Source organism: Chitinophaga niabensis, from assembly GCF_900129465.1.
Taxonomy (GTDB): domain Bacteria; phylum Bacteroidota; class Bacteroidia; order Chitinophagales; family Chitinophagaceae; genus Chitinophaga; species Chitinophaga niabensis.
On the sequence record NZ_FSRA01000001.1, the window covers coordinates 531,880 to 557,037 of the forward strand.

The 25,158-nt window shown below is 47.2% G+C and carries 15 protein-coding genes; 7 read left to right on the forward strand and 8 right to left on the reverse strand.

Annotated elements, in window-relative coordinates:
• Nucleotide 1 precedes the first annotated feature (1 nt).
• The 3 genes from BUR42_RS02165 to BUR42_RS02175 are packed head-to-tail and all read right to left on the reverse strand — an operon-like array spanning nucleotide 2 to nucleotide 2,582.
• The gene (locus BUR42_RS02165) at nucleotides 2-943 is read right to left on the reverse strand and encodes an ATP-grasp domain-containing protein (protein WP_074240390.1); all 942 of its coding nucleotides are present in this window, start codon (nucleotides 941-943) and stop codon (nucleotides 2-4) included.
• Nucleotides 944-949: 6 nt separating this feature from the next.
• The gene (locus BUR42_RS02170) at nucleotides 950-1,729 is read right to left on the reverse strand and encodes an esterase family protein (RefSeq protein WP_234979593.1); all 780 of its coding nucleotides are present in this window, start codon (nucleotides 1,727-1,729) and stop codon (nucleotides 950-952) included.
• Nucleotides 1,730-1,763: 34 nt separating this feature from the next.
• Nucleotides 1,764-2,582: a DUF695 domain-containing protein gene (locus BUR42_RS02175; protein ID WP_159442197.1), complete on the reverse strand. Its 819-nt coding sequence runs from the start codon at nucleotides 2,580-2,582 to the stop codon at nucleotides 1,764-1,766.
• An 86-nt stretch (nucleotides 2,583-2,668) separates the two neighbouring features.
• Between BUR42_RS02175 and BUR42_RS02180 the strand changes: the two genes are divergently transcribed.
• On the forward strand, nucleotides 2,669-3,433 hold the full coding sequence (locus BUR42_RS02180) for an alpha/beta hydrolase (RefSeq protein ID WP_074237523.1): 765 nt from the start codon (nucleotides 2,669-2,671) through the stop codon (nucleotides 3,431-3,433).
• A gap of 62 nt (nucleotides 3,434-3,495) precedes the next feature.
• Here BUR42_RS02180 and BUR42_RS02185 read toward each other — a convergent pair whose 3' ends face one another.
• Nucleotides 3,496-6,747, reverse strand: a complete 3,252-nt coding sequence (locus BUR42_RS02185; protein ID WP_074237524.1) for a TonB-dependent receptor — start codon at nucleotides 6,745-6,747, stop codon at nucleotides 3,496-3,498.
• 429 nt (nucleotides 6,748-7,176) lie between these two features.
• On the opposite strand from BUR42_RS02185, the gene BUR42_RS02190 reads away from it, so the two are divergent.
• On the forward strand, nucleotides 7,177-8,379 hold the full coding sequence (locus tag BUR42_RS02190) for a bifunctional 3,4-dihydroxy-2-butanone-4-phosphate synthase/GTP cyclohydrolase II (protein WP_074237525.1): 1,203 nt from the start codon (nucleotides 7,177-7,179) through the stop codon (nucleotides 8,377-8,379).
• A 141-nt stretch (nucleotides 8,380-8,520) separates the two neighbouring features.
• Here BUR42_RS02190 and BUR42_RS02195 read toward each other — a convergent pair whose 3' ends face one another.
• Nucleotides 8,521-13,317: a translocation/assembly module TamB domain-containing protein gene (locus BUR42_RS02195; RefSeq protein WP_074237526.1), complete on the reverse strand. Its 4,797-nt coding sequence runs from the start codon at nucleotides 13,315-13,317 to the stop codon at nucleotides 8,521-8,523.
• A 534-nt stretch (nucleotides 13,318-13,851) separates the two neighbouring features.
• Between BUR42_RS02195 and BUR42_RS02200 the strand changes: the two genes are divergently transcribed.
• From BUR42_RS02200 to BUR42_RS02215, 4 genes are read left to right on the forward strand one after another with little or no spacing between them, the layout of a single operon-like run.
• Nucleotides 13,852-17,100 carry a SusC/RagA family TonB-linked outer membrane protein gene (locus BUR42_RS02200; RefSeq protein ID WP_084185297.1) on the forward strand — a complete coding sequence of 1,083 codons (3,249 nt, stop codon included), beginning with the start codon at nucleotides 13,852-13,854 and terminating at the stop codon, nucleotides 17,098-17,100.
• A gap of 19 nt (nucleotides 17,101-17,119) precedes the next feature.
• On the forward strand, nucleotides 17,120-18,712 hold the full coding sequence (locus BUR42_RS02205) for a RagB/SusD family nutrient uptake outer membrane protein (protein ID WP_074237528.1): 1,593 nt from the start codon (nucleotides 17,120-17,122) through the stop codon (nucleotides 18,710-18,712).
• A gap of 18 nt (nucleotides 18,713-18,730) precedes the next feature.
• Complete coding sequence (locus BUR42_RS02210) at nucleotides 18,731-19,399, forward strand: hypothetical protein (protein WP_074237529.1); 669 nt, start codon at nucleotides 18,731-18,733, stop codon at nucleotides 19,397-19,399.
• Nucleotides 19,400-19,416: 17 nt separating this feature from the next.
• Entirely contained in the window at nucleotides 19,417-20,355 is a 939-nt protein-coding gene (locus tag BUR42_RS02215) for a DUF5007 domain-containing protein (RefSeq protein WP_074237530.1), read from the forward strand.
• Between the two features lie 114 nt (nucleotides 20,356-20,469).
• Here the strand turns inward: BUR42_RS02215 and BUR42_RS02220 are convergent, their stop codons facing one another.
• From BUR42_RS02220 to BUR42_RS02230, 3 genes are all read right to left on the reverse strand, one after another.
• Nucleotides 20,470-21,195: a LytR/AlgR family response regulator transcription factor gene (locus BUR42_RS02220; RefSeq protein WP_074237531.1), complete on the reverse strand. Its 726-nt coding sequence runs from the start codon at nucleotides 21,193-21,195 to the stop codon at nucleotides 20,470-20,472.
• Between the two features lie 3 nt (nucleotides 21,196-21,198).
• Nucleotides 21,199-22,287, reverse strand: coding sequence for a sensor histidine kinase (locus BUR42_RS02225; protein ID WP_074237532.1), 1,089 nt, complete (start codon nucleotides 22,285-22,287; stop codon nucleotides 21,199-21,201).
• Between the two features lie 69 nt (nucleotides 22,288-22,356).
• The gene (locus BUR42_RS02230; protein ID WP_159442198.1) at nucleotides 22,357-24,510 is read right to left on the reverse strand and encodes an outer membrane beta-barrel family protein; all 2,154 of its coding nucleotides are present in this window, start codon (nucleotides 24,508-24,510) and stop codon (nucleotides 22,357-22,359) included.
• Between the two features lie 140 nt (nucleotides 24,511-24,650).
• On the opposite strand from BUR42_RS02230, the gene BUR42_RS02235 reads away from it, so the two are divergent.
• A complete protein-coding gene (locus tag BUR42_RS02235) occupies nucleotides 24,651-24,977 on the forward strand; it encodes a YegP family protein (protein WP_074237534.1) in 327 nt (108 codons plus the stop codon).
• Nucleotides 24,978-25,158: the final 181 nt, after the last annotated feature.

A 25,158-nucleotide genomic window follows, 5' to 3' on the forward strand; every position in this document is an offset into this window, starting at 1 on the left:
ATCAATGTTGAACAGATTTTTTAAGATAAGTTCCCCAGGTGAGGTTGTCTTTCCCGAATTGCTGCACCCTGGCCCTTTCTATGGCATATTGTGCCATGGTGTTCACTACCCATTCAAAATTCTCTTCACCAACGGACACAGCATCTGCATCCGGGGCAGGATTGCAGAAGTCTATGGCATAAGGGATGCCATCCCGTACTGCCAGTTCCACCGTATTGAAATCATAGCCCAATGCGCGGTTCAGTGCCAGCACATAGTGTTCCATGGCCTGGTACAGTTTTTCGGAGGGTTGGAAGCCTGCTTTGTAACGGTCTGCCGGTGGGTTACGGGGCTCATAGGGCATGATCCTTACGTGTTTGCCACCAATGCAGTAACAGCGGTAATATTCTTCAAACAATATTTCTTCCTGTAATAACATCACAGATTGCCCGGTTTGTGCATGGAGTGTGAAGAAGGCTTCTTTATCGGCCACCCGGTATACATCCTTCCAGCCGCCACCGGCAAAAGGTTTCATGTAAGCGGGGAAACCTGTATAGTTAAAGATAGCCTCCCAGTCCATAGGGTAGCGGAGGTTGCGGAAAGAGCGGGCGTTGGTTTCAGGGGGTAATTCAAAAGAGGGCAGCAGTGCGGTTTTCGGAACGGGAATGTCCAGGCTTAATGCCAGTGCATTGTTGAAGAACTTTTCATCTGCGCTCCACCAGAAGGGATTGTTGATAACGGCGGTACCATCCAGTGCGGCATTTTTCAGCCATGCGCGGTAAAAAGGAACGTCGTGGGAGATGCGGTCGATGATCACGGCATATTCTCCTGCCTGGCCCTGCAGGGCTTTATCGATCACCACAAACTCCGCATGCATGCCGGGTTCACAGTGGCGGTTCACGCGGTCCACAAAAGCCTGGGGGAAAGTATTCTCCTGCCCAAACAAGATTCCAATCTTTTTCATCATGGATCATGGCTTTAAGAACGACAAATAATGTGGCAGCATCTCTCTCCATACCGGCCAGTCGTGCAGGGTATTGGGTCTGATGTCCAGCCAGTGCTGTATCTGTTTGTTAGACAGGATGCCGGAGAACTGTTCGTTCTGGGAAAGGGTCACATCCCTTTCTGCAGCGCCCAGAACAATACCCATTCTCCAGAGATCAGGATGTTTATTTTCCGGCATGAAGTCCATGGGGTTGTTGTAATACACATTATCATCGTAATACCCGTCTATCCTGGAACTGATATCGAACAAACCACTCATGGAGAACAGGTAGGACACTAACTCCGGATGCCTGAATGCAAAATTGGCGGCATGATACCCTCCAAAACTGCATCCTGCCATCGCTATGCGCTGGTGGCCGGTTTCTGCTATGGCACGGGGGATCACTTCATTCAGTATAACGGCATCATAACACATATGGTTCAGTGCTCTTTCCGCGGGGCTGATCTGTTTATTGTACCAGCTCTGGGTATCAATGCCATCCGGGCAATAGATCTTCACATGCCCGTTATTGATGTACCAGGCTACGGCGTCTATCAGGCCGCGGTCTTTGCTTTCGTAATAACGGCCCATAGAAGTGGGGAAGAGGATGAGCGGGTAACCGCTATCCCCGAAGACCAGCATTTCGAAATCCCGGCCAATATGTTCAGAGTGCCATTTATAATAGTTTTCAGTCAAGGGATCGGGCTTTATAGTAAGGATATTTCTTGGATGCCCCGGGGGCATTGCAGGTTCTACGAATTTCATGAAAAATAATGGCTTCTCAAAGGTCAGGGAGAATTTAGTTTTTGACGGGAACGGTTTCCCATCCTTTATACTCACCACCCAGGCCGGCGGCCTTTTTACGGAGGTAAATGATCATGCCGCTGATAGTGGAAGCATCGGGCAGGGCCGGTTTAGAGATGGTCACCAGGCCGGGGCGGTCTTTGCTGGCAACTTTTTTAGGCTGGTCTGCCACCCGGAACCCTTCCTGCTTCATCTGCTCAATAAATGTGCTGCGGTTTTTTCCATCAGGGAAAAAGAAGCTATAGTCCACCGGCCTCTCCTTATCCCGTTTGTCCCCTGCTTCTGCGAGCTGAAGCAGTACTTTGGAAACATTGAGCTGTTCCAGGATGATCTCATTTGGGTAAAGGAACTTCAGATAGCCTTCCCATTCAGGATCGTGGCGGATATTGATGTAGTGTTTGAAGGCCGGGTAATTATCCTTGTAAAAGGTCTGCAGCGAAAAGCGTACATCCATGGAGTCCTGGAGATAGAAATAAAGCAGTCTTTCGCAATTGTGCGTCCAGCTGCCGGCAAAGGTGGTCTTTCCGAGGAAGCTTACCTGGCGCGCCAGTGCGTCGTCTATGGATTGCAGGGTTTCCACCATTTCAGGAGTAGGGAGGCCATCTTTGCAGTCAGAGAAAGTAACGCCGGTGATCAGCACAAATCCCTGGTCTTTGACCGGTGCTTTTTCCTTCAGGCTCATATTCAGCAATGTTATGCCCAGCCCTTTTTCGTAGGATGCGATATATGATTCCCAATGATCATCCGCCTGTGCAAAAGTGTTTTCACAGAAGGCCAAAAGTAACAACGCACATATCAGTTTAGCTAAATTCATCATATAGGATTTCTACATGTAAAATATCGATTTCTTCATAATCTCTAGCATTGTTTTTGCTAACTTAGTGTACAACCCTTCTGCTTATGCTTCCCAGGAAAGAATCTTTTGGCCAATACTCACTTTACCTGCAAAGGGAAGTGACCTTCGATTGCTATCTGCCCGCCAATACCCGCGAAACGCCTCACCTGTTATTGCTGAACGACGGGCAGGACCTGGCAGAGATAGGTTTTCCGGCCATGCTGGAACAATTACAGGATACCATTCACCCTTCTCTATGGGTAGTGGCCGTACATGCAGGGCCGCAAAGGCTGCAGGAGTACGGTACGGCAAAACATGTGGATTACCAGGGCCGTGGCTGCAAAGCCGGGCTGTATACCCGTTTTATCCTGAAGGAATTATTGCCTTTCCTGCAGCAGCGTTACCATCAGAGCTTTCCTGATAAAACTTTCGGAGGGTTCTCTATGGGCGGCTTATCCGCACTGGACATTGTGTGGAACAATCCCGCACAGTTCCACAAAGCCGGCGTATTCTCCGGTTCGTTGTGGTGGCGTTCTTCCAATGAGGATACCAATCACCGCATTATGCACCGCCAGGTAAAAGAAGGGCGTTTTCATCCGGACCTGCGTTTCTTTTTTGAGGCTGGAACAGAAGACGAAATGTCTGACAGGAATATTAACGGCAAGATAGATGCGGTGGATGATACGGAGGACCTGGTGGCGATACTGGAAGAGAAAGGGTATGAAAAAGGGAAACACATTCAATATACACTTGTGGAAGGTGGTAAACATGATCTGAATACCTGGGCCGGTGTGATGCCGGGGTTCCTGGAGTGGGTGGTGAATACCTGAGTGTAATACAAGTACATAAAAAAGCCGGGGCGTTATTGCCCCGGCTTTTTTTGTGTATAAAATTAGTTGAAAAGATAACGGAGACCTACCTGCATTTGCCATCTTGAAGCAACGGCAGAGTTTGTTCTGAAAGGCGCATCTACTTTTGCAAAGGAGAAGCGGGGCTGGCCACCCGGACCATTGAAGTCGCGGAACGCCAGCGGGCTGGAGGTATTGGCGGTTTGTGTAACACCCCAGTCACTGTTCAGCAGGTTACCGAAGTTGATGATATCAAGTGTAAGCTGCAGTTTGCTTTTTGATTTGGGCGCCAGCTTTGCAAAATCCAGGTCTTGCGTCAGTTTTACATCAATGCGGTTAGCCCATGGAATGTCTGCACCATTTCTTTCTGCATATTGTCCTCTTCTGCTGTTCAGGTATTTGCTGTTGTTGATGAAAGCATTCAGGTCGTCCCAGATCTGAGCAGGCGTACGGGTATCAGGGGCAGTGTTGGGCCTTGTCTGATTCGGGATAAGGATGATCTCTGATGCATCCCTTGGCACGTATATCAGGTCGTTGGAAGTACTGTTGTCCCTGTTAACAGAACCGCCATAAGTATAACTTACGCGTGAGTTCTGGAAGCCATCATTGTAAGGCGCACCTTCATAGATCAGTGCAAGCGTGGTGCTCAGGAATTTTGCATATTTCACGCTATAGGTTACAGTACCAACAACACGGTGTTTAACGAGGAAGTTGGTGTATGATAATACGGGGATGTTAGGATCACCTACAATCTGGTTCCCGGCATAGGCACTGTTAGCCTGTGATCCGGGGCTGGATGTAACATCCTTTGCATCTGTATAAGCATAAGCTACCATGGCACCTAAACCGAAATCAAATTGTTTTGACAATTGAGCGGATAAGGTGTAAGAATAACCTTTGGATACGTTATCCAGCACAATGGCATTGGTAATAGATGGATTGATCCTGTTGGCATTACCGCCTGGGAATAACGGGCGTTTATCGGGGCCGGGTAATGTACCGGTTGGCGCAACGAGATTCGCATCCCTGTGAAACACTGCATTCAGGTCTTTTGTATAGATACCTTCTACCGTAGCAACGATATCACCTGGTAAACGCACGTCTGCTGCCAGGTTGGAGCGCCAGATCTGCGGATATTTGAAGTCGCCGTCTATCACGTTGATAGCATAGGTAGGTGGCAGGGAAGGATTAGCCGGGATATAAGCATTCGGATTATCAGTAAAAGGTCTGTCTGTTGGATTATTGCGGAATTCATTACCAAACAGCAACCCATTCTGACCTGCCTGGTTCACGGCCCATACAAACGGTATCCGGCCGGTGAAAATACCAGTTCCACCACGGATCTGTAACTTCTGGTTATTCATTACATCCCAGTTGAATCCCAAACGGGGAGACCATAGTAATTGTGCTTTTGGTAATTTACTCACATCCAGTTTCTCACCATCCCGGAATGTCATGGCATTCACGAGCGGATTGCTTTGCAGGGTGGAAGGATAGAAAGGCACATCCAGTCTTACACCATATGTGAGGCGGAAGTTGTCTGCTACCTGGAATTCATCCTGCACATATGCGGAGAACTGGGCAGTATTCAGATCTGCAGTGGGGGTAGGGTTACCTTTCACAGCAGAATAAGTAAGCTGATAGAGTGATGGATTAACACCGGCTACGCCATTGGTTGCATCAACGAAATTTTGAAGGGAAGCGTAACGGTATTGTCCATACAGGAATTGAGCAAACCCATTTGAGAATTTAAAGTATTCACCGCTGACACCAAAAAGAAGGGTGTGTTTGCCGGCATAATAGTTGAAATTATCAGTGATCTGGAACAGGTCCTGGCTAAGTGTGTTTAATCCACTGAAAGGCTCAGAACCAAAAGAGATATAGTTTGAACCGTTCAGTTCAATATCCACAACAGGGAATGGTTTTCCGAATATTTCCCTTTTATCCCTGAAAGCGCTGTAAGTAACAGACAGGTTATTGGAGAATTTATTGGAAAGCGTACTGTTCAATTCCGCCACAAAAGAATTGATCTTATTGTACTGGCGGTATTTCATGTTCTCGAAATAAATGGAAGTAGTACTCTGCCCGCGGCCTGAGTTGGAGTTGGAGGCGCTGGGTGCTTTATCCTGGTATGCATTCAGATAAGAATAACGGAAAGTGAATTTATTCTTTTCGTTAATGTTCCAGTCCAGGCGTACAGTGATCTTGTCGTTGTTCTGCGGATAAGAAAAACCCTGGTAAGCACCCGGATCATAGTTGTATTTGGTCCTCAGGATATTTCCCACGGTTTCAAGGTCTGTTTTATTCACCAGGGAAACGCCGGGAGGTAATGTCCTGGGGTCCGTAGTTGGGGTACCTGTATTGGCTACCAAAGTACTGGCCGGAGCGTCCTGCCTTTCCATTTCACCGTTGATGAAGAAGAACAGTTTGTTTTTGATGATCGGGCCACCTATGCGGAAACCCACCTGCGTTTGGTTAAAGTCATCCTTTGTAACGGTTTGTCCTTTTACTTTTCCTCCTGTTAAGGAATTGCTGCGGATAAAGGTGTATACAGACCCGGATATTTCATTGGTTCCGCCTTTGGTAACGGCATTAATACCGGCACCGGTGAATCCGCTCAGCTTCACATCGTAAGGGGCCAGGTTAACCTGTAACTGGTCAATGGCGTCCAGGCTGATGGGTTGTGCGTTAGCACCGCCGCCGGGGAGATCAGTGATACCAAAAGCATTACTGAAGAGAGAACCATCCACAGTGAAGCTGTTAAATAAACCATTACGGCCGGCGAAGTTGAGGCTCTTTCCGGACTGAGGTGTTAGCCTTGTAAAGTCGGAAATACCGCGGCTCAGCGTAGGGAGCTTATTCAGCTGGTCCCTGTTGATAAAGGTGGCGGCACCTGTTCTGGAAGGGTTGAAGGTATTATCCTGGCGGCCGCTGATCACTACCTCCTGGAGGCCGGTAGCAGCAGCTTGCAGGCTGAAATCCTGCCGGAGGGTCTGACCCAGCGGGAGGTTTATATTTTCAATCTTTTCTTCTTTGTAGCTAACATAGGTTACCGTGATGGTATAGGGGCCACCTACGCGCATATTGGGAATGTTATAACGGCCACTTTCCTGGGTGGTGGTGCCATAAACGGAGCCTGTAGGGGTGTGAACAGCTTTTACTGTTGCCCCGATCAGTATTTCACCGGTAGCAGCGTCTTTGATGGTTCCCGTTATCCCTGAGGTAGTCACCTGGGCAAAGGCGGAGTTAACACATGATAATAGCAAGCATAGATAGAGTAGTTTTCTGATTCCCATAACAAACGATTTGATGATGGTGCAAAGATCAAGAAATCCGGTCTTAAAACTTTAACTTGAAATTAACAAATTGTTACCACTATAGGGTTTTCAAGCCTTCTTCAATACTCTTGGATAATTTATCAGAATAACCATGATTAGCGTGGAAACGTTTAAGAACCGGTGAAGAATTTTCAGATTATCGAATTGGTATTGTTTTAATATGAAGCGTGAAGGGTTTAATCAGGAGGAAATAAGGGTTGCCGGTTTCCGGGGCAGAGGAGCAGCACGGGTACAACAAAACATAACAGGATGGATGAAAGGTTTTTCTGTTAACGAAGGGATTGATAAAAGGGTAAGGGGGCCGCACCGGGGCTAACCTGCATCCCGGGTAAAACCGATTTTAAAGCGTAACTTTGCCCATCTTTTTATTTAACGAGACTATAGATTATGTTGGATACAATTGAATCCGCCATTGAGGATATAAAGAAAGGAAAACTGGTGATTGTGGTGGATGATGAAGACCGCGAGAACGAAGGGGATTTTATCACAGCCGCCAGGAATGTAACACCGGAGATCATCAATTTCATGAGCACTCATGGCCGTGGCCTGATCTGCGCGCCCCTGGTAGAAGAACGCTGCGAGGAGCTGGGGCTGGAACTGATGGTAAGGGACAACACAGCTTTGCACCAAACACCATTCACCGTGTCCGTAGACTTATTAGGGCATGGCTGCACAACCGGTATTTCTGCCTCAGACCGTTCCAAAACGGTGCAGGCACTCATTAACCCGGATACCCGTCCGGAAGAGCTGGGTAAACCCGGTCATATTTTCCCTTTACGGGCCAAACAGGGCGGTGTACTCCGCCGTACCGGCCATACAGAGGCCACCATAGACCTGGCCCGCCTGGCAGGCTTTGAGCCGGCCGGCGTACTGGTAGAGATCATGAATGAAGATGGTTCCATGGCCCGCCTCCCTGAACTCCGGGAAATAGCTACCAGGTTCGACCTGAAGCTGATCTCTATTAAAGACCTCATCGAATACCGCCTCCGCACGGAGACCCTGATCGAAGAAGAAGTAAGGGTACAGATGCCCACCAAATACGGCAACTTTGAGCTGGTAGCATTCAAACAGCTCAATTCCGGGGATATGCACATGGCCCTGAAAAAAGGCGACTGGGAATTGGGCGACCCGGTCCTTACAAGGGTACACTCCAGCTGCTTTACCGGCGATATCCTGCATTCCCTGCGCTGCGACTGTGGGGAACAACTGCAGGCCGCCATGCAAATGGTGGAGAAAGAAGGTAAAGGACTCATTTTATACATGAACCAGGAAGGCCGCGGCATTGGCCTGATGAATAAACTGAAAGCTTATAAGCTGCAGGAAGAAGGCCGGGATACCGTGGAAGCTAACCTGGAACTTGGCTTTGGTATGGATGAAAGGGATTATGGGGTTGGGGCGCAGATCCTGCGTCATATGAAAGTATCCAAGATCAGGCTGATCACCAATAATCCGAAGAAAAGAGCCGGTTTGAGAGGTTACGGATTAGAAATCGTGGAGAATGTAGGCATTGAAGTATCCCCTAACCCGCATAACGAATTGTACCTGAAGACGAAGAGAGATAAAATGGGGCACGAGATATTGAAGGGGTAAATATGGCAGGTGGCTGTTTTTTTGACAGGTACCCCACCTTACTACGGGATGGATACGGGATTGATACGGGATTGATACGGGAATGGTACGGGATTACTACGAGATTATATAATAAAGGAAGTCTTTTAAAAGGGGCTTCCTTTATCTTTTTAGGCTGTCCTTCACCGGGTTACCCAGGCTATCCAGGTCCTCCCGCCTGATAGCCGCTGCTCTCCTTAAGCTATCCCCCAATAACCGCTTGGTCCTGCCCTGGAACAATTCCTTCAGCACATTATATTCCCTTACATAGGAAAGCCCCAAACCACTGCGTGTGCGGTTGTACAGGTAATAGGCGTCATAATCCGTTTTGCTGAACGCATTGATCCGTACCCTGCCATCCGGGGTAAGCAGGTATTCCATCCTGAAGTCTCCCGCAATGTTCTGGGAGGAAGCGGTAGTGGAAACACGGCCCCAGTCATAATCCCCGCCTACATATAATTGAATACGGTTATTGTAGAAGTTTTTGGTGATCCCTGCGCTAACCAGGTTCCTGTCGAAAGTATTGCTCACATTCGTATTGAAATTATAGGCGGTGTAGTTAACGTTAAATCCAATCCCCGCATTCTTCAGGAAGGTGCTGGAGAAGTTATTGAGGATAGCGGTAGCCTGCGCACTCAATGCCTGCCCCACGCTGTTCTTTCCGGTAATGGCAATATTGGCGCCTCCTCCATCCGGTGGCTGGAACTGGCCTGCTGCCAGCAGGAAGTAGATCTGGTATAAAGCCTGGTTCTGGTCCTGGTTGATCTCTTTCAGCCGGGAGGCAATGGCACTTTCATAAGCCAGGGAGCCTACATCCGGTAAGGTGATCTCATAGTTCACATTTGGTTGCAGCAGGGAGCCGCGGAGGAATAACAGGATGTCCACCCGTTCCGGCCTGTTCAGCTTGTCTTTCTCTCCGCTGGTGCTGGTACCGAATTGCGCTTCTGTTGAAAGGTTGTAGAGGCTCACCTTGGGCAATGAATATTTAGCTGTGATATTCAGTTTTGCTTCTGCAGGATCGCCATTCCAGGTGATGGTACTGTTCTTGTCGATATCAAACTTCCAGTTGGCAAATCTTTCAAAAGAGAAATTGTAGATCCCTTTGTTGATGACGTAGTTACCATACATGGTGAAGTCGCCATCCAGGTTCACATTGATGGTGAGGTTACCGGTACCGTTGGCGGAGATCACGTCGTTGGTGGTAGCGTCCAGGATCACATCTATTTCTGCATCCGGGTTCGCCGCTATGTCCATCTTCACATTCAGTTTGATGTCACTTTTCTTTTTTGGTTCTTCCTTAATCGTACCATATTGTTTGAAACGGATGTAATCCCGTTTGCCGATATCCTTACTGTCTGAAATAGGCAGGTAAAAGTGTGTGCCACGCAGCGGGCGGGCCAGCACCCGCAGTTCCAGGTTGTTCAGGGGGCCGGTGAAATATACACGGCCCTGTGCCAGCACATCTCCGTAATACAGGTTGTTATCACCGGAGCCTGTGTTCAGGAACAGGAATTTGTCCGACTGTACATCGAACTCAAAATTCATATCGTAGAAGTTCTGGTGACTGATAAAGCCATTTACTTTCGCGGCGTTGTTGTATTTATCATACATCGTGAAAGGATGCATTTCTATCAGGTTATCGTCCATGTTATGTACATGGAGTAAGGGGATCTTGTAATAAGTGCCCAGGTAGTTCACTTTCATTCCAATATTCTCCACCTTTACAGAACCCCGGAAGGAAGGTTTGTCTGTGGTACCTGTTACCGATACTTTCCCGGTAGCCGTTCCGGAAAGGTTACTCACATAGGCGCCCAGGTATTTTTCCAGCAGGCTGATGGAGGCTTTGTTGAGGTCTGCCGTAGCATCCAGTACCCTGTTGGAGTCTGAAACGCCCACGCTGCCTTTTGCCTGGAAGCTGGCCAGCTCATTATCTGAGCTTACATCAAAGGTGACCAGGCCGGTTGGGTTATCGTAGCTGCCTTTGAGATTTACCAGGCCCAGGGAGTCATTATCTATCCGTAGCTGACTGGCTTTTATATCCCCGTTCACACCGAGCCTGTTGAAAGGATCATCCACATTGATAGTACCGTTGGCCAAACCTTCTATGCGGGTATCTGTAATGCCTGCCGGTATCACATCTGCCAGGTTCAGGTCTTTCAGGCTGATGATAAAGCGGGATTCATCCGGGTTGTGTTCGTTCGTTTGAATGGTGATGCTTTGTGCGTTGCGGGAAATGCGCAGGTTCTGTACGGTAAGGAAATGTGTACTCCAATACACTTCATTACCCGGCGTCATGCTCCATTGTTTACCGTTCACCGTGAAGCTGCTGTTCAGGAAATTCACTTTCACACCGTCGCCTACTGTTACTACCCTGGCATAGAATCCATCCAGGGAAGTAGTGTCTTCTGCTTTCAGGTCTATTTTTACATAAGAAGTATCCCTGCCGGAACTGGCCAGGATCAGGGGATTGGTAAAGATCGTACTGTCTTTATACAAGGCCTGCCCGATGCTGGTGCTTACATTGATCTTATTAAAATCTCCGTTGGCTTTCAGGATCAGGTTGCGTACTCCGATATCCGTATAAGCTGCATAAGGGATGGCGGCATTTAAGGTCACCTGGCCGGAAAGGGTGTTCAGCGCACCGGAAACCTGTGTTCCGTCCAGCCCTTTGATCTCGTTGGTAAATGCCCTCAGCAGTTTATCCACTTCCCCGAATTCGAAGGAGAAGGTGAAATCCTGCCCTGCATTGGCCATAGGAGGGGACTTAAAAAAGCTGGGATAATATTTATTCAGGAATAATTTAAAGGCATTCGGCAACTCCATAAAACTATAGGCTCCCTGCACGTATCCATTGATCTCGTTTCCTTTGATCCGTAAGGTTTTGAGGTTGTTCTCTATATTGGTGATCACAGAGAGGGAGTCAAATTCAACACGACTTTTATTCTTGAAAAGAGATACATCATAGAGCCGTGCAATCCCGTCGAAGTTATCGATATTGCTACCGGCAAAGTTGAGGTCTGCTTTAGCCTGCAGGGTGATGGAGTCTTCCGTGAGATGCAGGGCTTTGAGATCGCTGTTGCGTATTTCGGAATAGAAGTTGAAGATGGGGAGCCGGCTGTTAAAGTCGATGGTACCGGCAAAATCCATATCCAGGTTAGGATCATTTACGGTAAGGGAACCATTGAAGAATTTCCTGTTCATTTCACCGGCTGTTTTCAGGTTCTCATACTCATAGCCCCGGAGCCCTATCTTCTGGATCTCAGCGTCTACAGATGCCTTCAGCGTTTTAAGATTGAAGCCTTCTCCTTTCACCTTGGCTTTCATCGTAACATTGGATACGATATCGTTATCCAGCAGAAGGCCTACATTGAAATTATCTGCGGTAAGGCTTCCCGAATAAATAGGGATATCCTTGCTTGTTTTGAAGTTCAGGTCAGAATTCAGGTTGCCCATATTGGTCTGGAACTTACCATAGGCTACAAAGTCGTTCACCAGTCCCAGGAAGGAACCCTGGAAAGCCAGATGCGTGATCAGGTCTGTGCGGATGGTGTTAACGGTTTTGAGGATGGGGAGGAATTGCCGGAGGTCCTGCCCGCTGGTGGTTAGTTCCTGTGCGGAGAAGTCAATGAACGTTTCATCTATATAAGGCAGCCCCCGCATGTTTACATTCCCTTTGAAACGGGTGTTATTACCTCCTTTCACATCCAGGCTGTCTGCAGAAAGCCTGCTAACGGGTCCGTCTACACGGCCGCTAACGATCAGTTCCGTTTTCCAGGAGGAGAGGGGAGGTGCAAAAAAGGCAATATCGTCTGAAGATATGCGGGTATTGTGAAACCTGGCGCGCATGGTCACCGCATCCACATAATCACTCATGTCACTCAGGTCCTGATACTGCATGGTGTAATAATCCTGCAGGTGGCTGTTATTGGTAACAAGGTCCAGCTTAGTGAATTCCATTTCCACCGGCGACATTTTAAAGCGGCTCTTCAGCTGTTTTACAGTAAACCCGCTGCGTTCTTTCGTGGAGAGCTTCAGGTCTGCATAGATGCTGTCTTTTACCAGCGTGCTGTTGGAAAGGGAGAGGTTTATTTCTCCAAACCGGATATGCGAAGGGTCGAATTCGCCGGGAGTGGAAGGGATGGTGTCCTGAAGGTTGTCTACGCCAAACAGGCCATCATTGATATTTAAAGATTTTACGATCAGTTTCCAGTTATCCGCATTCCAGCGGAGGGGTACGGGTTTGAGGGTATCTGCGGGTACGCGGGGTGTTTGTACCAGGCTGGGTCTTCTCTTCCGGAGCGGAGAGGCCGCATAGCTGCTGACAATGAAAACAGGTTTATCCAGCAGGAGTTGATTGATCATTACATCGTGTGCGCGGAGGTCCAGGCGTTCCGCATCCAGGTAGATCCGGTTAGCGGACACCCGCATGTCTTCTCCTACCCATGCGTCTATAATATTAAAGCTTACCCTGCGGAGGTCTACCTTTTTGAGGTCCAGGGAAATACCGGATTTTTTAGTGGTTTTGGGTTGTGGGGAAGGGCTGCCGCCAAATTCATCTATAATGAACTGGTAGTTCCAGAGGGAGTCGTTCCTGGGGCGGATGAGGTTGATCTTTGCATTTTCCAGGCCCACGAATTTGAGGATGGGTTTTTCCTGGATGAAGAACCAGTCTGTGATCCGCACCTGGAGAGCGCCGGCATACAGCAGGGTGTCTTTGTGGTGATCTTCTATATAAACCCCTTCCAGGCGCATGCTGTTAAACAGGCGGAAGTTCACATGATCTATCTCCACACGGGTCTGTAACTGTTTGGAAATCCGTTGTGTAACCTGCTGCACCAGCACGTTCTGTACCGCAGGAATATTAATGAGGATGCTGACCAATAACAATATACCCAGCAGGGTCAGCAGGGTAACGGTCAATATTTTACGTGCTTTTCTCAGGAAACTCCGATTTATCCGACAAAAGTAGTCATTCGCAAAATGTCTGCCAATTGAATATCGCGCTTGAGAAGCGTTTTGCGTAGATATACGGCTTACAGTGTAGCCAATACCGTGAGTATGGGGCCAGGTGTTACAGATCGCCCTTTTCCTGCTAAAGCCTTCTTATCTACGAAAAAATCGTGTCATTGTTGTGTCAGTTGAGAGCGCTGAATGTGGTGTAATATTAACGTTTGATGATATAATTCTGCCTGTTAATTGGGTTGAGTTAACATTTGATAATGTTAATATTATATAATGAATTGATTGCCAAATTAATGTAGGAGCGTTGTATGTAATTTAGCAGGATGTGTTTCAATTGTAATAGAAGTATCACTATTATCCCTTTCCTTTTTTAACAAAAATTTAAAGATTCTACCTTTCCCTTGAATAGTTTGTAAGAAAGCAGGATAAGCATTAAAAGTACGATAAGCATTTAATACTAGTAACCAACATTCATTCTATCAATTAAAATCTATGACCAAGAAGCTACTCTTTTTGTGGGTCATGCTATGCATTGCTATGTTCAATGCTGCAGCCCAAGGTCGCCAGGTTACCGGAACAGTGAAGGATAAAGACGGGGTGGCACTCCCCGGCGTATCTATTCGTGAGGCGGGAACCAGCAATGGCACCGCCTCCGGTTCGGACGGCAAATTCTCTCTTACCTTGAAAGGAACTAATCCCAGCCTTGAACTGACTTACATGGGTTACACCAAAGCCACGCTGAAAGTGGATTCCCGCAATGACTACACTATTGTTATGCAAACTGATGCGCAGCAGTTAAAGGATGTGGTGATCACGGGGTATGAATCGAAAAAGCGGAAAACGCTGACCACCGCCGTAACAAGGCTGGAGGCAGAGGAGATCCAGAATATCCCGGCGGCCAGTGTGGTGAACCTGTTACAGGGCCGTGTAGCTGGTTTGGCTGTGGTGAACAATTCCGGAGCGCCTGGTATTGGTGCGCCGGTGTTTATCAGGGGAAATGCCAGCGTAGCCAGCAGCTTCTCTGATAACCGTATTTACAGCGATCCGTTATTTGTGGTGGATGGGATCATTATTCCTCCGGACAGGGCTTCTGCCAAAGGGTTCTCTGTAAATGCACTGGGTTCCGGTAACAGCCCTATCTCCTGGTTAAACCCCAGCGACATTGAGTCCATCGACGTATTGAAGGATGCGGCGGCAGCAGCAGTATACGGATCGCGTGGTGCAAACGGCGTTATCATCATCAAAACAAAAACCGCCAAATCCGGTAAGCCAAAGGTAGACCTGAGAGCTTATACGGGTATTACATTTACGCCTTCTCTTTTCCCTATCCTGGGCGGTAAGGCAGAGAGCGATGCAAAAACGGATATATGGAACCGCTTTGCACCCTACGATGCAAGAATGAGTGGCATGCCTATCCAGATGACGGACAGCCTGAATCCGTATTTCAATAATTCTACTGATTGGCAGAGCCTCTATTTCAGGACCGGGCAGATCCAGAACTATGATGCAAGCATCCAGGCCGGTAACGAAATGGGTAACTACCGTATCGGCGCCGGTTATTACAATGAAGACGGGATTGTACTGAACACGGGTTTCAAACGTTATACGGCCAACTTCACAGGCCGTTTGCTGCCGAATAAAAAAACAACCATCCTCATGCAAACTTACCTGGGCCGCACAGACCGTTCCCGTGGTAACAGCAAGAACGGGCAGGGTATCAATGCACAGGGGATCTGGAGTATTCCTTCTTCTGTTTATGCGATACCAGGTAAAAACCCCGCAGGAGGCAGCCTGCTGGATGCATTCTCCAAGAACCGCGATAAGAATTATACCAACAGCATCAATACCAGTCTTCAGCTGATGTATGCCATCACACCGGAACTGATGTTCACTTCTACAGGTTCACTCAGTTATGCAAATGATAAACGTAATTATTTCTATGCTGCGGTAGCAAACAATGGTTCTGCGGATGCAGGTGAATACAATGCTATCAATAACAGTTATACTTTCACTAACCAGTTATCCTATAGCCACACTACGAAAAATAATGACCACAACTTCGGTGCCTTCCTGGTGCAGGAGTTCAATAAGAATACCCTGGAAGTAACGCAGATAGATGCAAAGAAAGGCCCGCTGGACCCTATTCAGATCGTTCAGGGATATAGCCCCAGGAATACGGTCACCAAAACAGGATATGGTGCTAATGCTACATCTTCCGTACTTGGTAAAGTGAACTACGGGTTCCGTGAAAAATACCTGGTGGATGCATCGTTACGTGCGGATGGTTCTTCCAAGCTGGCGAGCAATAACAGGTGGGGATATTTCCCAACTTTATCTGCAGCATGGCGTATTGCAGAAGAGCCGTTTGTGAAGAATAACCTGCCATGGTTGAATGAAGCCAAAGTACGTTTAAGCTGGGGTAAAAATGCCAATCAATATGTAGAGAATTTCGCCAGCGTAAATGCTTTAACTGGCGCTGCCGGTGGTTTTGATGAGCCCTCTGATCTCTATGTAAGTACTTATGGCGGTACGCCTGTTGCGGTGCAGAACTTTGCACAGATGCAGAATAAGGACCTGAGATGGGAGTATTCTGACCAAACGAACCTTGGTATTGAACTCAGCACATTTAAAGGTCGTATAAGCCTGATCGCAGATCTGTACCAACGTTATACGGAAGGGGGTACCTACGATGAGCAGCTGCCTACCAGCGCAGGTTACAGCATTATTAAAAAGAATGGTATTGATGTACTGAACAAGGGTTTTGAAATGACCCTCAGCGTGGACGTACTGGGCAAAAATAAACTGGGCCTTGGCTGGACCACCCGTTTCATGCTGGCTAAGAATGTGAACAAAGTAGCCAAGCTGCCTAACAACAACCGCCCTTTCTTTGTGGATAACGTTACCATGGTGAAAGTGGGCAGCGCTCCATACGGTTATGTGTTTATGGTGAGTGACGGGGTATGGCAGAGCGATGCAGAAGTACCCGTTGATCCTTTCACCGGTAAGAAATTATTCTTCGATTATGGTTACCTGCCATACCGCGCAGGTTCTCCCAGGTTCCTGGACCTGAACGGAGATTACAAGATCAATGACCTGAATGGTGATGGTGCGCGCGAAGTGAACGACCGTTTATGGGTGGGCGATCCAACACCGAAGATCGAAGGTGGATGGGTGAACACGCTTACATGGAAAGGCCTCACGCTGGATATGATGTTCAATTTCAAATTAGGAGTGAAAGTAGTGAACTCTGCTATGCAGCGTTACTGGAATTCTGTGAAAGTAACCGGCAGTGGCGGCCAGTTCCCGAACTATACCAAACAGGAATATTTTAACGGGGATTCCCAGGACTGGGGTGGTATTCCTCCCACCGGATACTATGACATCTATGGTTTTGCTCCCGGAGACCGCGGAGGTGTGGATGCCCGCTTCCCCACACTGGATTACTGGACGGGTTCCATTCAAACATTCTGGAATATCTATGATTACAAAAGCGCATTCGTTGAAGATGCTTCTTTCATGCGTCTGAAAAACCTGATGCTGAGCTATAACCTTCCTATGCCGCTGATCAAACGTTTTGGCCTGGAGCGTATGATGGTGTATGGAAACGTAGAGAACGTATTTATCCTCACCAAATATTCCGGCCGCGATCCGGAAGCGATAGAGTTCCCTTCCGGTTACGACAGGGGAAGGAACTATCCGCTGTCCCGCAAAATGACACTCGGCCTGAATGTTACTTTTTAATCCATTTTAAAGTTATTGTATGAAAAGAGGAATATATTATGTGATGCTTGGTCTGGTGATGTTCACTGCGGTGGCCTGCAACAAGCAACTGGACATTTCCCCGATCGATCAGATCCCCGATCAGAATTTCTGGTCTACAGAAAAGGAGCTGGACGGTGCAGTAGCGGGAGGATATGCCATATTACGCAGAACACTGGCAGAGAGCCCCAAGAATAGTAATGATGCCAACGGTTACCATAACCGCTTTTATATGTACGGAGACCGCAGAGGACTGCTCTTCCGTTCTTATGCAAAAGACCAGATCAGAGACCTTACAGATGGGGCATTAAAAACCAACAAGCTTCGTACAGAATGGGGAACTACCCGGCAATGGGATGATATCCTTTTTAACTGGGCACCCTTTTACCAGGTGATAGAACAATGTAATACTGTTATTGAAAATGCAGGCCGTGTACCGGATAATGAGTTCTTTGGAGATCGCAGCCGGCAGAGTTATGTAGCAGAAGCCCGTTTCCTGCGTGCATTCACTTATTTCTACATGGTAAGGGTATGGGGCAATGTACCGCTGGTTACCAAATCAAAAACCGCGGATAAACTGGGAAGAACAGATTATAATGCCGTGCTGGATTTTGTGGAAACAGAACTCACTGCTGTAGAAAGCATGCTGCCTGCCAACTATAATATCGCCGGCAAAAAATCTATCCGCGCCACACAAGGTACTGTGCAGGCAACGCTGGCGCATGTATATGCATGGCGCCAGAAATACATAGAGGCGATAGCTGCTTCCACCAAAGTGATCAACGGCGGTGTATACAGGTTACTTACAGGTGCACAGCGCGGAGAAGCTGCGGCTTCCAGGTTTATGATGGAATACCAGCAGATCTGGAAAGGAAAAACAGACGAAGGTATTTTTGAAATAGATTTTGATGCAGCAACCGGAGAAATAGGCGTGAATGGTTCATTAGCGAACCTCACCATGTTTGGACCAAAGGCCGCCAACCGCAACGAACCACTGTGGGCACTTAACTTTTTAAAGATCGGCGATTCTACCAATGCAAAAGGCACCCGTACTTCGCAGTTAGCTACACCTAAACAATTCTTTCCTGATACTACATCAGACCTCCGCTATGTTGCGCAGTTTGATACATTGAACAGCCCTACCAACCCGGCTCTCACGATGTTCACCAAATATCAGTGGGTGGTGGACCCCACCAGGAACCTGTATGATGCGAACATTGTGATCTTCCGCATGGCAGATATCATACTGCTGAGAGCAGAAGCGAATGCTGCATTGAAAAATTACCTGCCTGCCCGCCAGGACCTGAACACGATCCGTACACGTGCATGGACCAAACCATTCACTGGGGCCGATGATCAGCTTCCGATGGAAATCTTTAAAGAACGTACGCGTGAATTACTGGGTGAAGGACATTACTTCTACGACCTGGTGAGAACGCGGTTACTGATAGATCCGGATTATGTGAAAGTTCCGCTTCGTCCTGATGTATTGCCGGCAGATTTCAATGATGGCGCCTGGACCTGGCCTGTTTCCAACAAGGCTTTTGTAGATAACCCGAATATGGAGCAAATGCGTTACTGGCAGCGTTATTAATCTTTAAAAAAAATCAAGATGAAACAATTCAGATATATTCTTTCGTTTGCTATCATACTGGCGTTTGCTACAGCCTGTCAGAAAGAGCATTTCACAGATGGGGGCGTTCGCACGGGCAAGCTCAATATGAACGTGTATGATTTCCTGAAATCCAGGCCTTTTGAGTTTGATACCATTGTATGGATATTGGATAAAACGGGCCTTGCTGATGCGGTAAAACAAAATAACGTTACCTTTTTTGCACCTCGTGATCTCAGTGTAGTGAACTATCTCAAAAGGATAGGAGGTGCAAAGCTGGATACGGTGAATGTAGATACGCTGCGTAAAGCCATGAGCAAATACATATTTCCCGGAAGGAAAGTATGGAGAGACAGCATTCCGCTGGAAAAGAGCCCGGAAGGCGGTATGCTGATCACCAGCCTGAATGGTTACCAGATGTACCTGGATACCTGGAGAGATGCCTATAACGGTATTCCCAACGCCGGCCCGATCTTTATCCGCATCTGGGACCCGCATGGTTTTACCGCCAATCCTATCCGCCGGTTTGATCCTATTTCAAAATGGCCGGAGCTGCAGAATAAATATAATCCCTGGGTGAATTCCGGCATCATCACCAGTAACCTGGAAGCTACCAACGGAGTAGTACATGCTGTAGCAGGTACCCATACGTTCAATTTCCCTTATTAAGTTTTAAAACAGAACTCATGACTACATCATATAAGAATATAGCAAAAGCAGTAATGCTGGTGGCACTCACAGGAGGTGTGATCTATAGCTGCCGCAAAGTGGATATGCAGGATGGTTACTTTGGTGAGAATATCCGTTATAAGGATAAGATCATTACCCTGGAAACCGGCCGGGATGCTTATAAAGGAGATCTTATACTGGACCGTTCTACCCTGCCTATTAAGGTGGAACTGGCAGATATCCGCCGCTGGGATGGTAAACCGGCGCCGGAAATGAAACAGGAGGTAGATGCGGTAGAGTGGGTGGAAGAATTCACAGGACAGGAAAAAACACTGGAAGAGCTGGAGAAAAAGAAAAGGATCGTGAAGCGCCCGGTGTTTGAGATCAGCCCTTCCGATGGCCGCCTGAAGTTCCGCAAGGAAAGTTATGAAATGGATTCTGCTACTTATTTCATCGATGTAAAAGTATCCAACGGTGCAGGTTCCCGGATCATTAAAAATGCGCTGGAGGTGAAAGTGGTGAAAGGTGCAGATTACGAATCCCGAGACGATGGTGCATGGATCGTTTGTTCAGACTATGACTGGGATGGTTGCTCTCCTTATTTTGATTCTATCAATATCCGCATAGATAAGTTTGAATACAAGGGGCCCGGTAATAAGATCACGGTTAAGTTTAAGGACCCGAACGGTAATTTAATGGACCCCAGAACTTTTCCGGAAGGCAGTAAACAAAAGGGAAAACGGATGCAGGATTTTGTGTTTGCGCAGCGGTTACTGGCAGACAGGATCGAGTATGATGTAGCGTATCCGTTCAACACCGCAGACCGCCAGTTCGAATGGTGGGTGCCTGGCGCTGCCTTTGGCAAAAATGATCACTATGATCTGTTTGCGTATGTAAACTTTAAAGTATTCAGGCCAGGAAGCTGGGAGATCACCTGGCAGGCCTTTTATCCATGATGAACTAAAGATAAACTAAACTACAAATGAATGATGCCAGCTTCAATACAGGAGCATGTACAATGTCCTGGCAGAGGAATGGTAGCATAAAAAACAGGCCGCGAACTTCGCGGCCTATTTTTTATTTGTCATAATCTTTTCTTTCATCAGGCTCATGAAGGCTTCTTTATAGGAATCTCCCACGGGCACTATCTCCGCGGTATGTTCCAGGTGTACCGTGTTACCTTCGATCATTTTAATATAACCGGTAGCCAGCAGGAACGATTTATGCGTTCTGGCAAAATCCCCTGCCGGTAAACGTTCTTCCAGGTCTTTCATGTTCAGCAGCGCAATGATGCCTTCTCCCTGGCGGGTATGGATCTTTACGTAATTCTTCAATCCTTCGATAAAGAGGATGTCCCTGATATTGATCTTGATCAGCTTTCCTTTCTGTTCTGTTTTAACAAAGATGAAATCGCTGTCTTCCTTAGCGGTGGTGGCTACCGGCTGTATCAGGGCCAGCGCGCGCTGTGCACCCTTAATGAAACGGGCAAAGGAGATGGGTTTTAAAAGATAATCCACTACTTCGTTTTCGAATCCTTCCATGGCATATTCACTGTAAGCGGTAGTGAGGATCACTTTGCTTTTGCCATTGATCGCTTTAATGAAATCGATCCCCGTCATGGTAGGCATCTGCACATCCAGGAAGATGAGGTCTATTTTATGCAGGTGTAATAATTGCAATCCCTCCACCGGGTCTGTAGTAGAATACAGCAGGTTCAGGAAAGGCGTTTGCTGAATGTGGTGGGTCAGCAGGTCTATTGCATGCTGTTCATCGTCTATCACAATACAGTTAATCATGTCTTATAAATTGATCGTTAATGATGCGGTATAGAAATCATCATTTTCCTTTACGGTGAAAGTATGTTTCTCTGCGTACATCAGCTGCAACCTTTGCTTTACGTTGTTGAGGCCAATGCCCGTAGAGAGTTCTTTCGTACCTTTTTTCTTTTTATTGTTGATAAGGAATGTAATGGTCCTTTCATTGGCTTCTGTTCTTACTACCAGCGGATTAGCGGGGTCCAGCAGATCGCCGTGTTTGAAGGCATTTTCCACCAGGGTGATCAGTACCAGTGGTGTGATGCGGGCATTCGGGTTACTGATCTCTTCACTGTATTGGATATTCAGCTTGTTGTTGAACCGCATCTGGTTAATTTCGATCACGTTCTTCAGATGGGTAAGTTCCTGGGATAATGCCACTTTCCCTTCTGCATCTTCCTCTTTTCCCAGGGCATACCGCATAATGTCTGAGAGTAGCAGCACAGCATTTGAAACTTCTTCGCTCAAAGGTACTGTTTTGCTATAGATGAAGCTAAGCGAATTGAACAGGAAGTGCGGGTTGATCTGGTATTTGATGGCAGCCAGTTCGGCATCCATCTTTTGTTTTACGAGTTCTTTCTGCCGGCGGTTCCGGGTGTTGTAGTCGATGATAAAGGCGGCCACGAAAGAAAGCACCAGGGTAACGATGTAAAAGAAAAAACTGCTGAGGGAGAAGAACAGGAATTTATGATTTTTGATGAAGGTCGTAAAAGCGTCTTTACTGGTACCGGATACTTTATAATTAATAGAGTCAAATTCAATAAGAGCCGTGTATCCAAACTTTACCAGGAAAACGCTTAAAACAATCAGCACAAACCTGCTTATTTTCTTTCCCTGCAATAGAGGCAGGCAAGCCTGGAAGATCAGCAGGTAATACGTGATAACGAATTCCAGCACACTCTTTATTGAATACAGCAGAACTCCTCCCAGTTTGCTATAAGTTTCATTTGCCAGGTCCGGATCTGCCGTATACAGAAAAGAGAGACCCAGGAGCAGCTGAATAATAGCTATGATAAATAAGGTCAGTAACTTTTTCCATTCCTGCCTGAAAAACTGAATGATCTTTTGTTTCATAACACTGCCAAAAGTAGTTAAAAAAAGGCTTCCCGGTTCAGCCCGGGAAGCCTGTATAAAAATGCCAGGTTAAAAGGTAGTTGTATTGGTACGTCCTGCTTCGGCTTCAATCGTGTTCTTGCGTGTTTTGGTCTGTTTCACGTTCTTGTTGCCGAATTTATAATTAAAAGTGAGGTTCACTACGCGGGTGTCCATTTCCTGGCGGCTGCTGTTATCGATGGCGGCATACTTCACATCAAAGCGGTATTGTTTTGTATTGAACACATCATTCAGTGCCAGTTTCAAAGAGCCATTGCCTTTCATGATGTTCTTACGCAGGCCCAGGTCCACAAAACCCATGGAGCGGAGAGAAGCGTAACCCATGGCGAAGGGGCTTTGGAAAGATCCGTTCAGTTCTGCCGTAAAACCCGCCGGCAGGGTGAATACGTTCTGCGTATTGAGGATGGTAGTGATGTTCTCTTTCTGATACTGTACACCATCCAGGTTGGTATTGATGTTCAGGTAAAGGCCCATCAGCGTCCAGGTAGTGCGGATCTTTTTAGTAAGTGGTTTGGAGATCACGAGATTAGCATACACTACATTGAAGGCTGCCTGGTTGTCGTAACTCATCACGAGGATCTTCGTCTGAGGATCCTGGCGGAATACCACGCTCAGGTTATCTGTACTACGGGAATAGGCCAGGGTGGTGAAGATAGAGTAGTTATGTGCCCAGGTGGCTTCTATGGATTGATTGATCACCGGTTTGATATCAGGGTTCCCCTTTTGATAAGTATAAGCGTTCTTATAAGTGATGAAGGGGTTCACTATCTCAAAGCCAAAGCGGTTGATGCTTCTGCGGTAAGAAAGACTGAACTGGTTCTTTGCATCTTTCATGTAAGAAATGCTTGCACTGGGGAACAGCTGGAAATAATCGCGGCTGAAATGTTGATCTATGGTAAGGCTGTTGCCGGTTGCATGCGTATGTTCACCACGCAGCACAGCATTGAAAGTATACTTCTTAATGGTTTTGTTCAGGCCGATGTACGCAGCATTGATGTTCTCTTTATAGATGAAGTGATTGGTTTTACCGGCATCATTCTGCCAGTTGTCCCCCAACTTATTCTCCCAGGTCATATCGTTATCTGTTTCCGTGAAAGTGGTTTTGATGCCGGCTTCCAGCCTGGCAAATTTGAGCGGCTGCACATAGTCTGCGCTGGCGGAGTATACATTGATGCGGGAATCTGCGTTGTTGCGGATATTGGTCTGGCCGCCAATGAGCTGCTGGCTTGCATTGTAATACTGGCCGGTGAACAGATCATTCCAGTCTTTATTGTAAGAGAAGTAATCCGCATTGAAGGTAAATTCATTCTTCTTTTTCTCGCTGCCTGTTTTGAAATAAACGTTCACAGATGGGTTTACAATGGATTGATCCCCGCCTGCATACTGCAGGAAAGTGGAATCCGGAAGGCCGGTCTTATTTTCACCATTCCTGCCGCGGTTACTGAAAGCGCCTTTCAGCAGTACACCTGCGGAAGTGCTTTTACTCAGGTCAAAGTCTGCACCTGCTCTGACATTATGGGTGTTACGGTTTTCTTTATTATAATCATTATCCTCCAGCTTGTAGCCATCTTTGAAACGGCGTTCAGACCTTGTTTTGGTGAACTGATCGGTATGAAGGAAATCGTATCCGCCATAAATATTTACTGCTTTACTGCGGCTGTTCAGTGTAAACCCTTCCGTAGTGCGGGCGTAACGGCCAAATCCTCCGCTGATGGTGGCGGTACCATTGGTGCCCAGGTCTTTGCTTTTGATCATTTTGATATTGATAATGGCAGCGCCCTGTGCATCATATTTGGTGGAAGGGTTACTCATGAGTTCCAGTTTATCGATGTTGCCGCCGGGCGTGCTGTTGAGCAGGTTTTTGAGATCTTCCCCGCTCAGACGGCTGGGGCGCCCGTCTATATAAACAGTCACTGATTTGCCGTTCAGCAGCAGGTTATCTGTATTATCCACTACCACACCCGGAGCTTTCTGTAATACTTCCCAGGCAGTGGAGCCGGCTGCGGTAGTGGTTTTGGCAACATTCACCACCATGGTGCCGCCCTGCATGGTAATGGTGGGGGCAGTGGAAGTGATGTTCACCTCTTTGAGTTGTTTAACGGTGTCTTTCTTTTCCTGTGCCTGGGCTAAGCCGGAAAGAGTAAGTATGGTGGCGGAAAGGAGAGTAGTCATGTTCGCTTTCATATAGGTTAAGTTTGATAGTGCAAACATATTACGGGATGGAGGGCAGGTGAAATTCGTTACACCAATCACCCCTTTATCGGGATCAAAAGGGAAATTCTCCTGTAAAAGGGTTATATTCAGAAAAATCTCAAAGCAATTCCATGTGTAAATTCGTTATCAAAACAGGCAAGCATCATCAGCTCTTTTTTGACCTGAAAACAGATGATGGCACAGTGCTCATCACCAGTGATGCCTTTCATACCAAAGCGGCCTGTAATTCGGGCATAGAGGCTTTAAAAGCGGTAGCGCGGGATGATAATAAATTTGAAAGGATGAAAGCCGCTACAGAACATTACTATTTCACTGTTAAGGGCAGCAATGGAAAGCAGATCGCCAAAAGCGTGTTGTTCCCCACGCCGGCGGAGCGGAATGCGGCTATTAAAAGTATAGAGGCGGAAGCGCATGATGCGGCAGTGGTGGAGGAGTAAGCGGCCTTGTGTTTGCGCTATTTGAGTTTATAGTTATACGCCGTTTGGCCGTTTAAATAGTTACACGTTGTATAGCTGTTTAAAAGGTACACGTTGTTTGGCCGTTTAAATAGTTACACATTGTATAGCTGTTTGAAAGGTACACGCCGTATAGCCGTTTAAATAGTTACACGCTGTATAG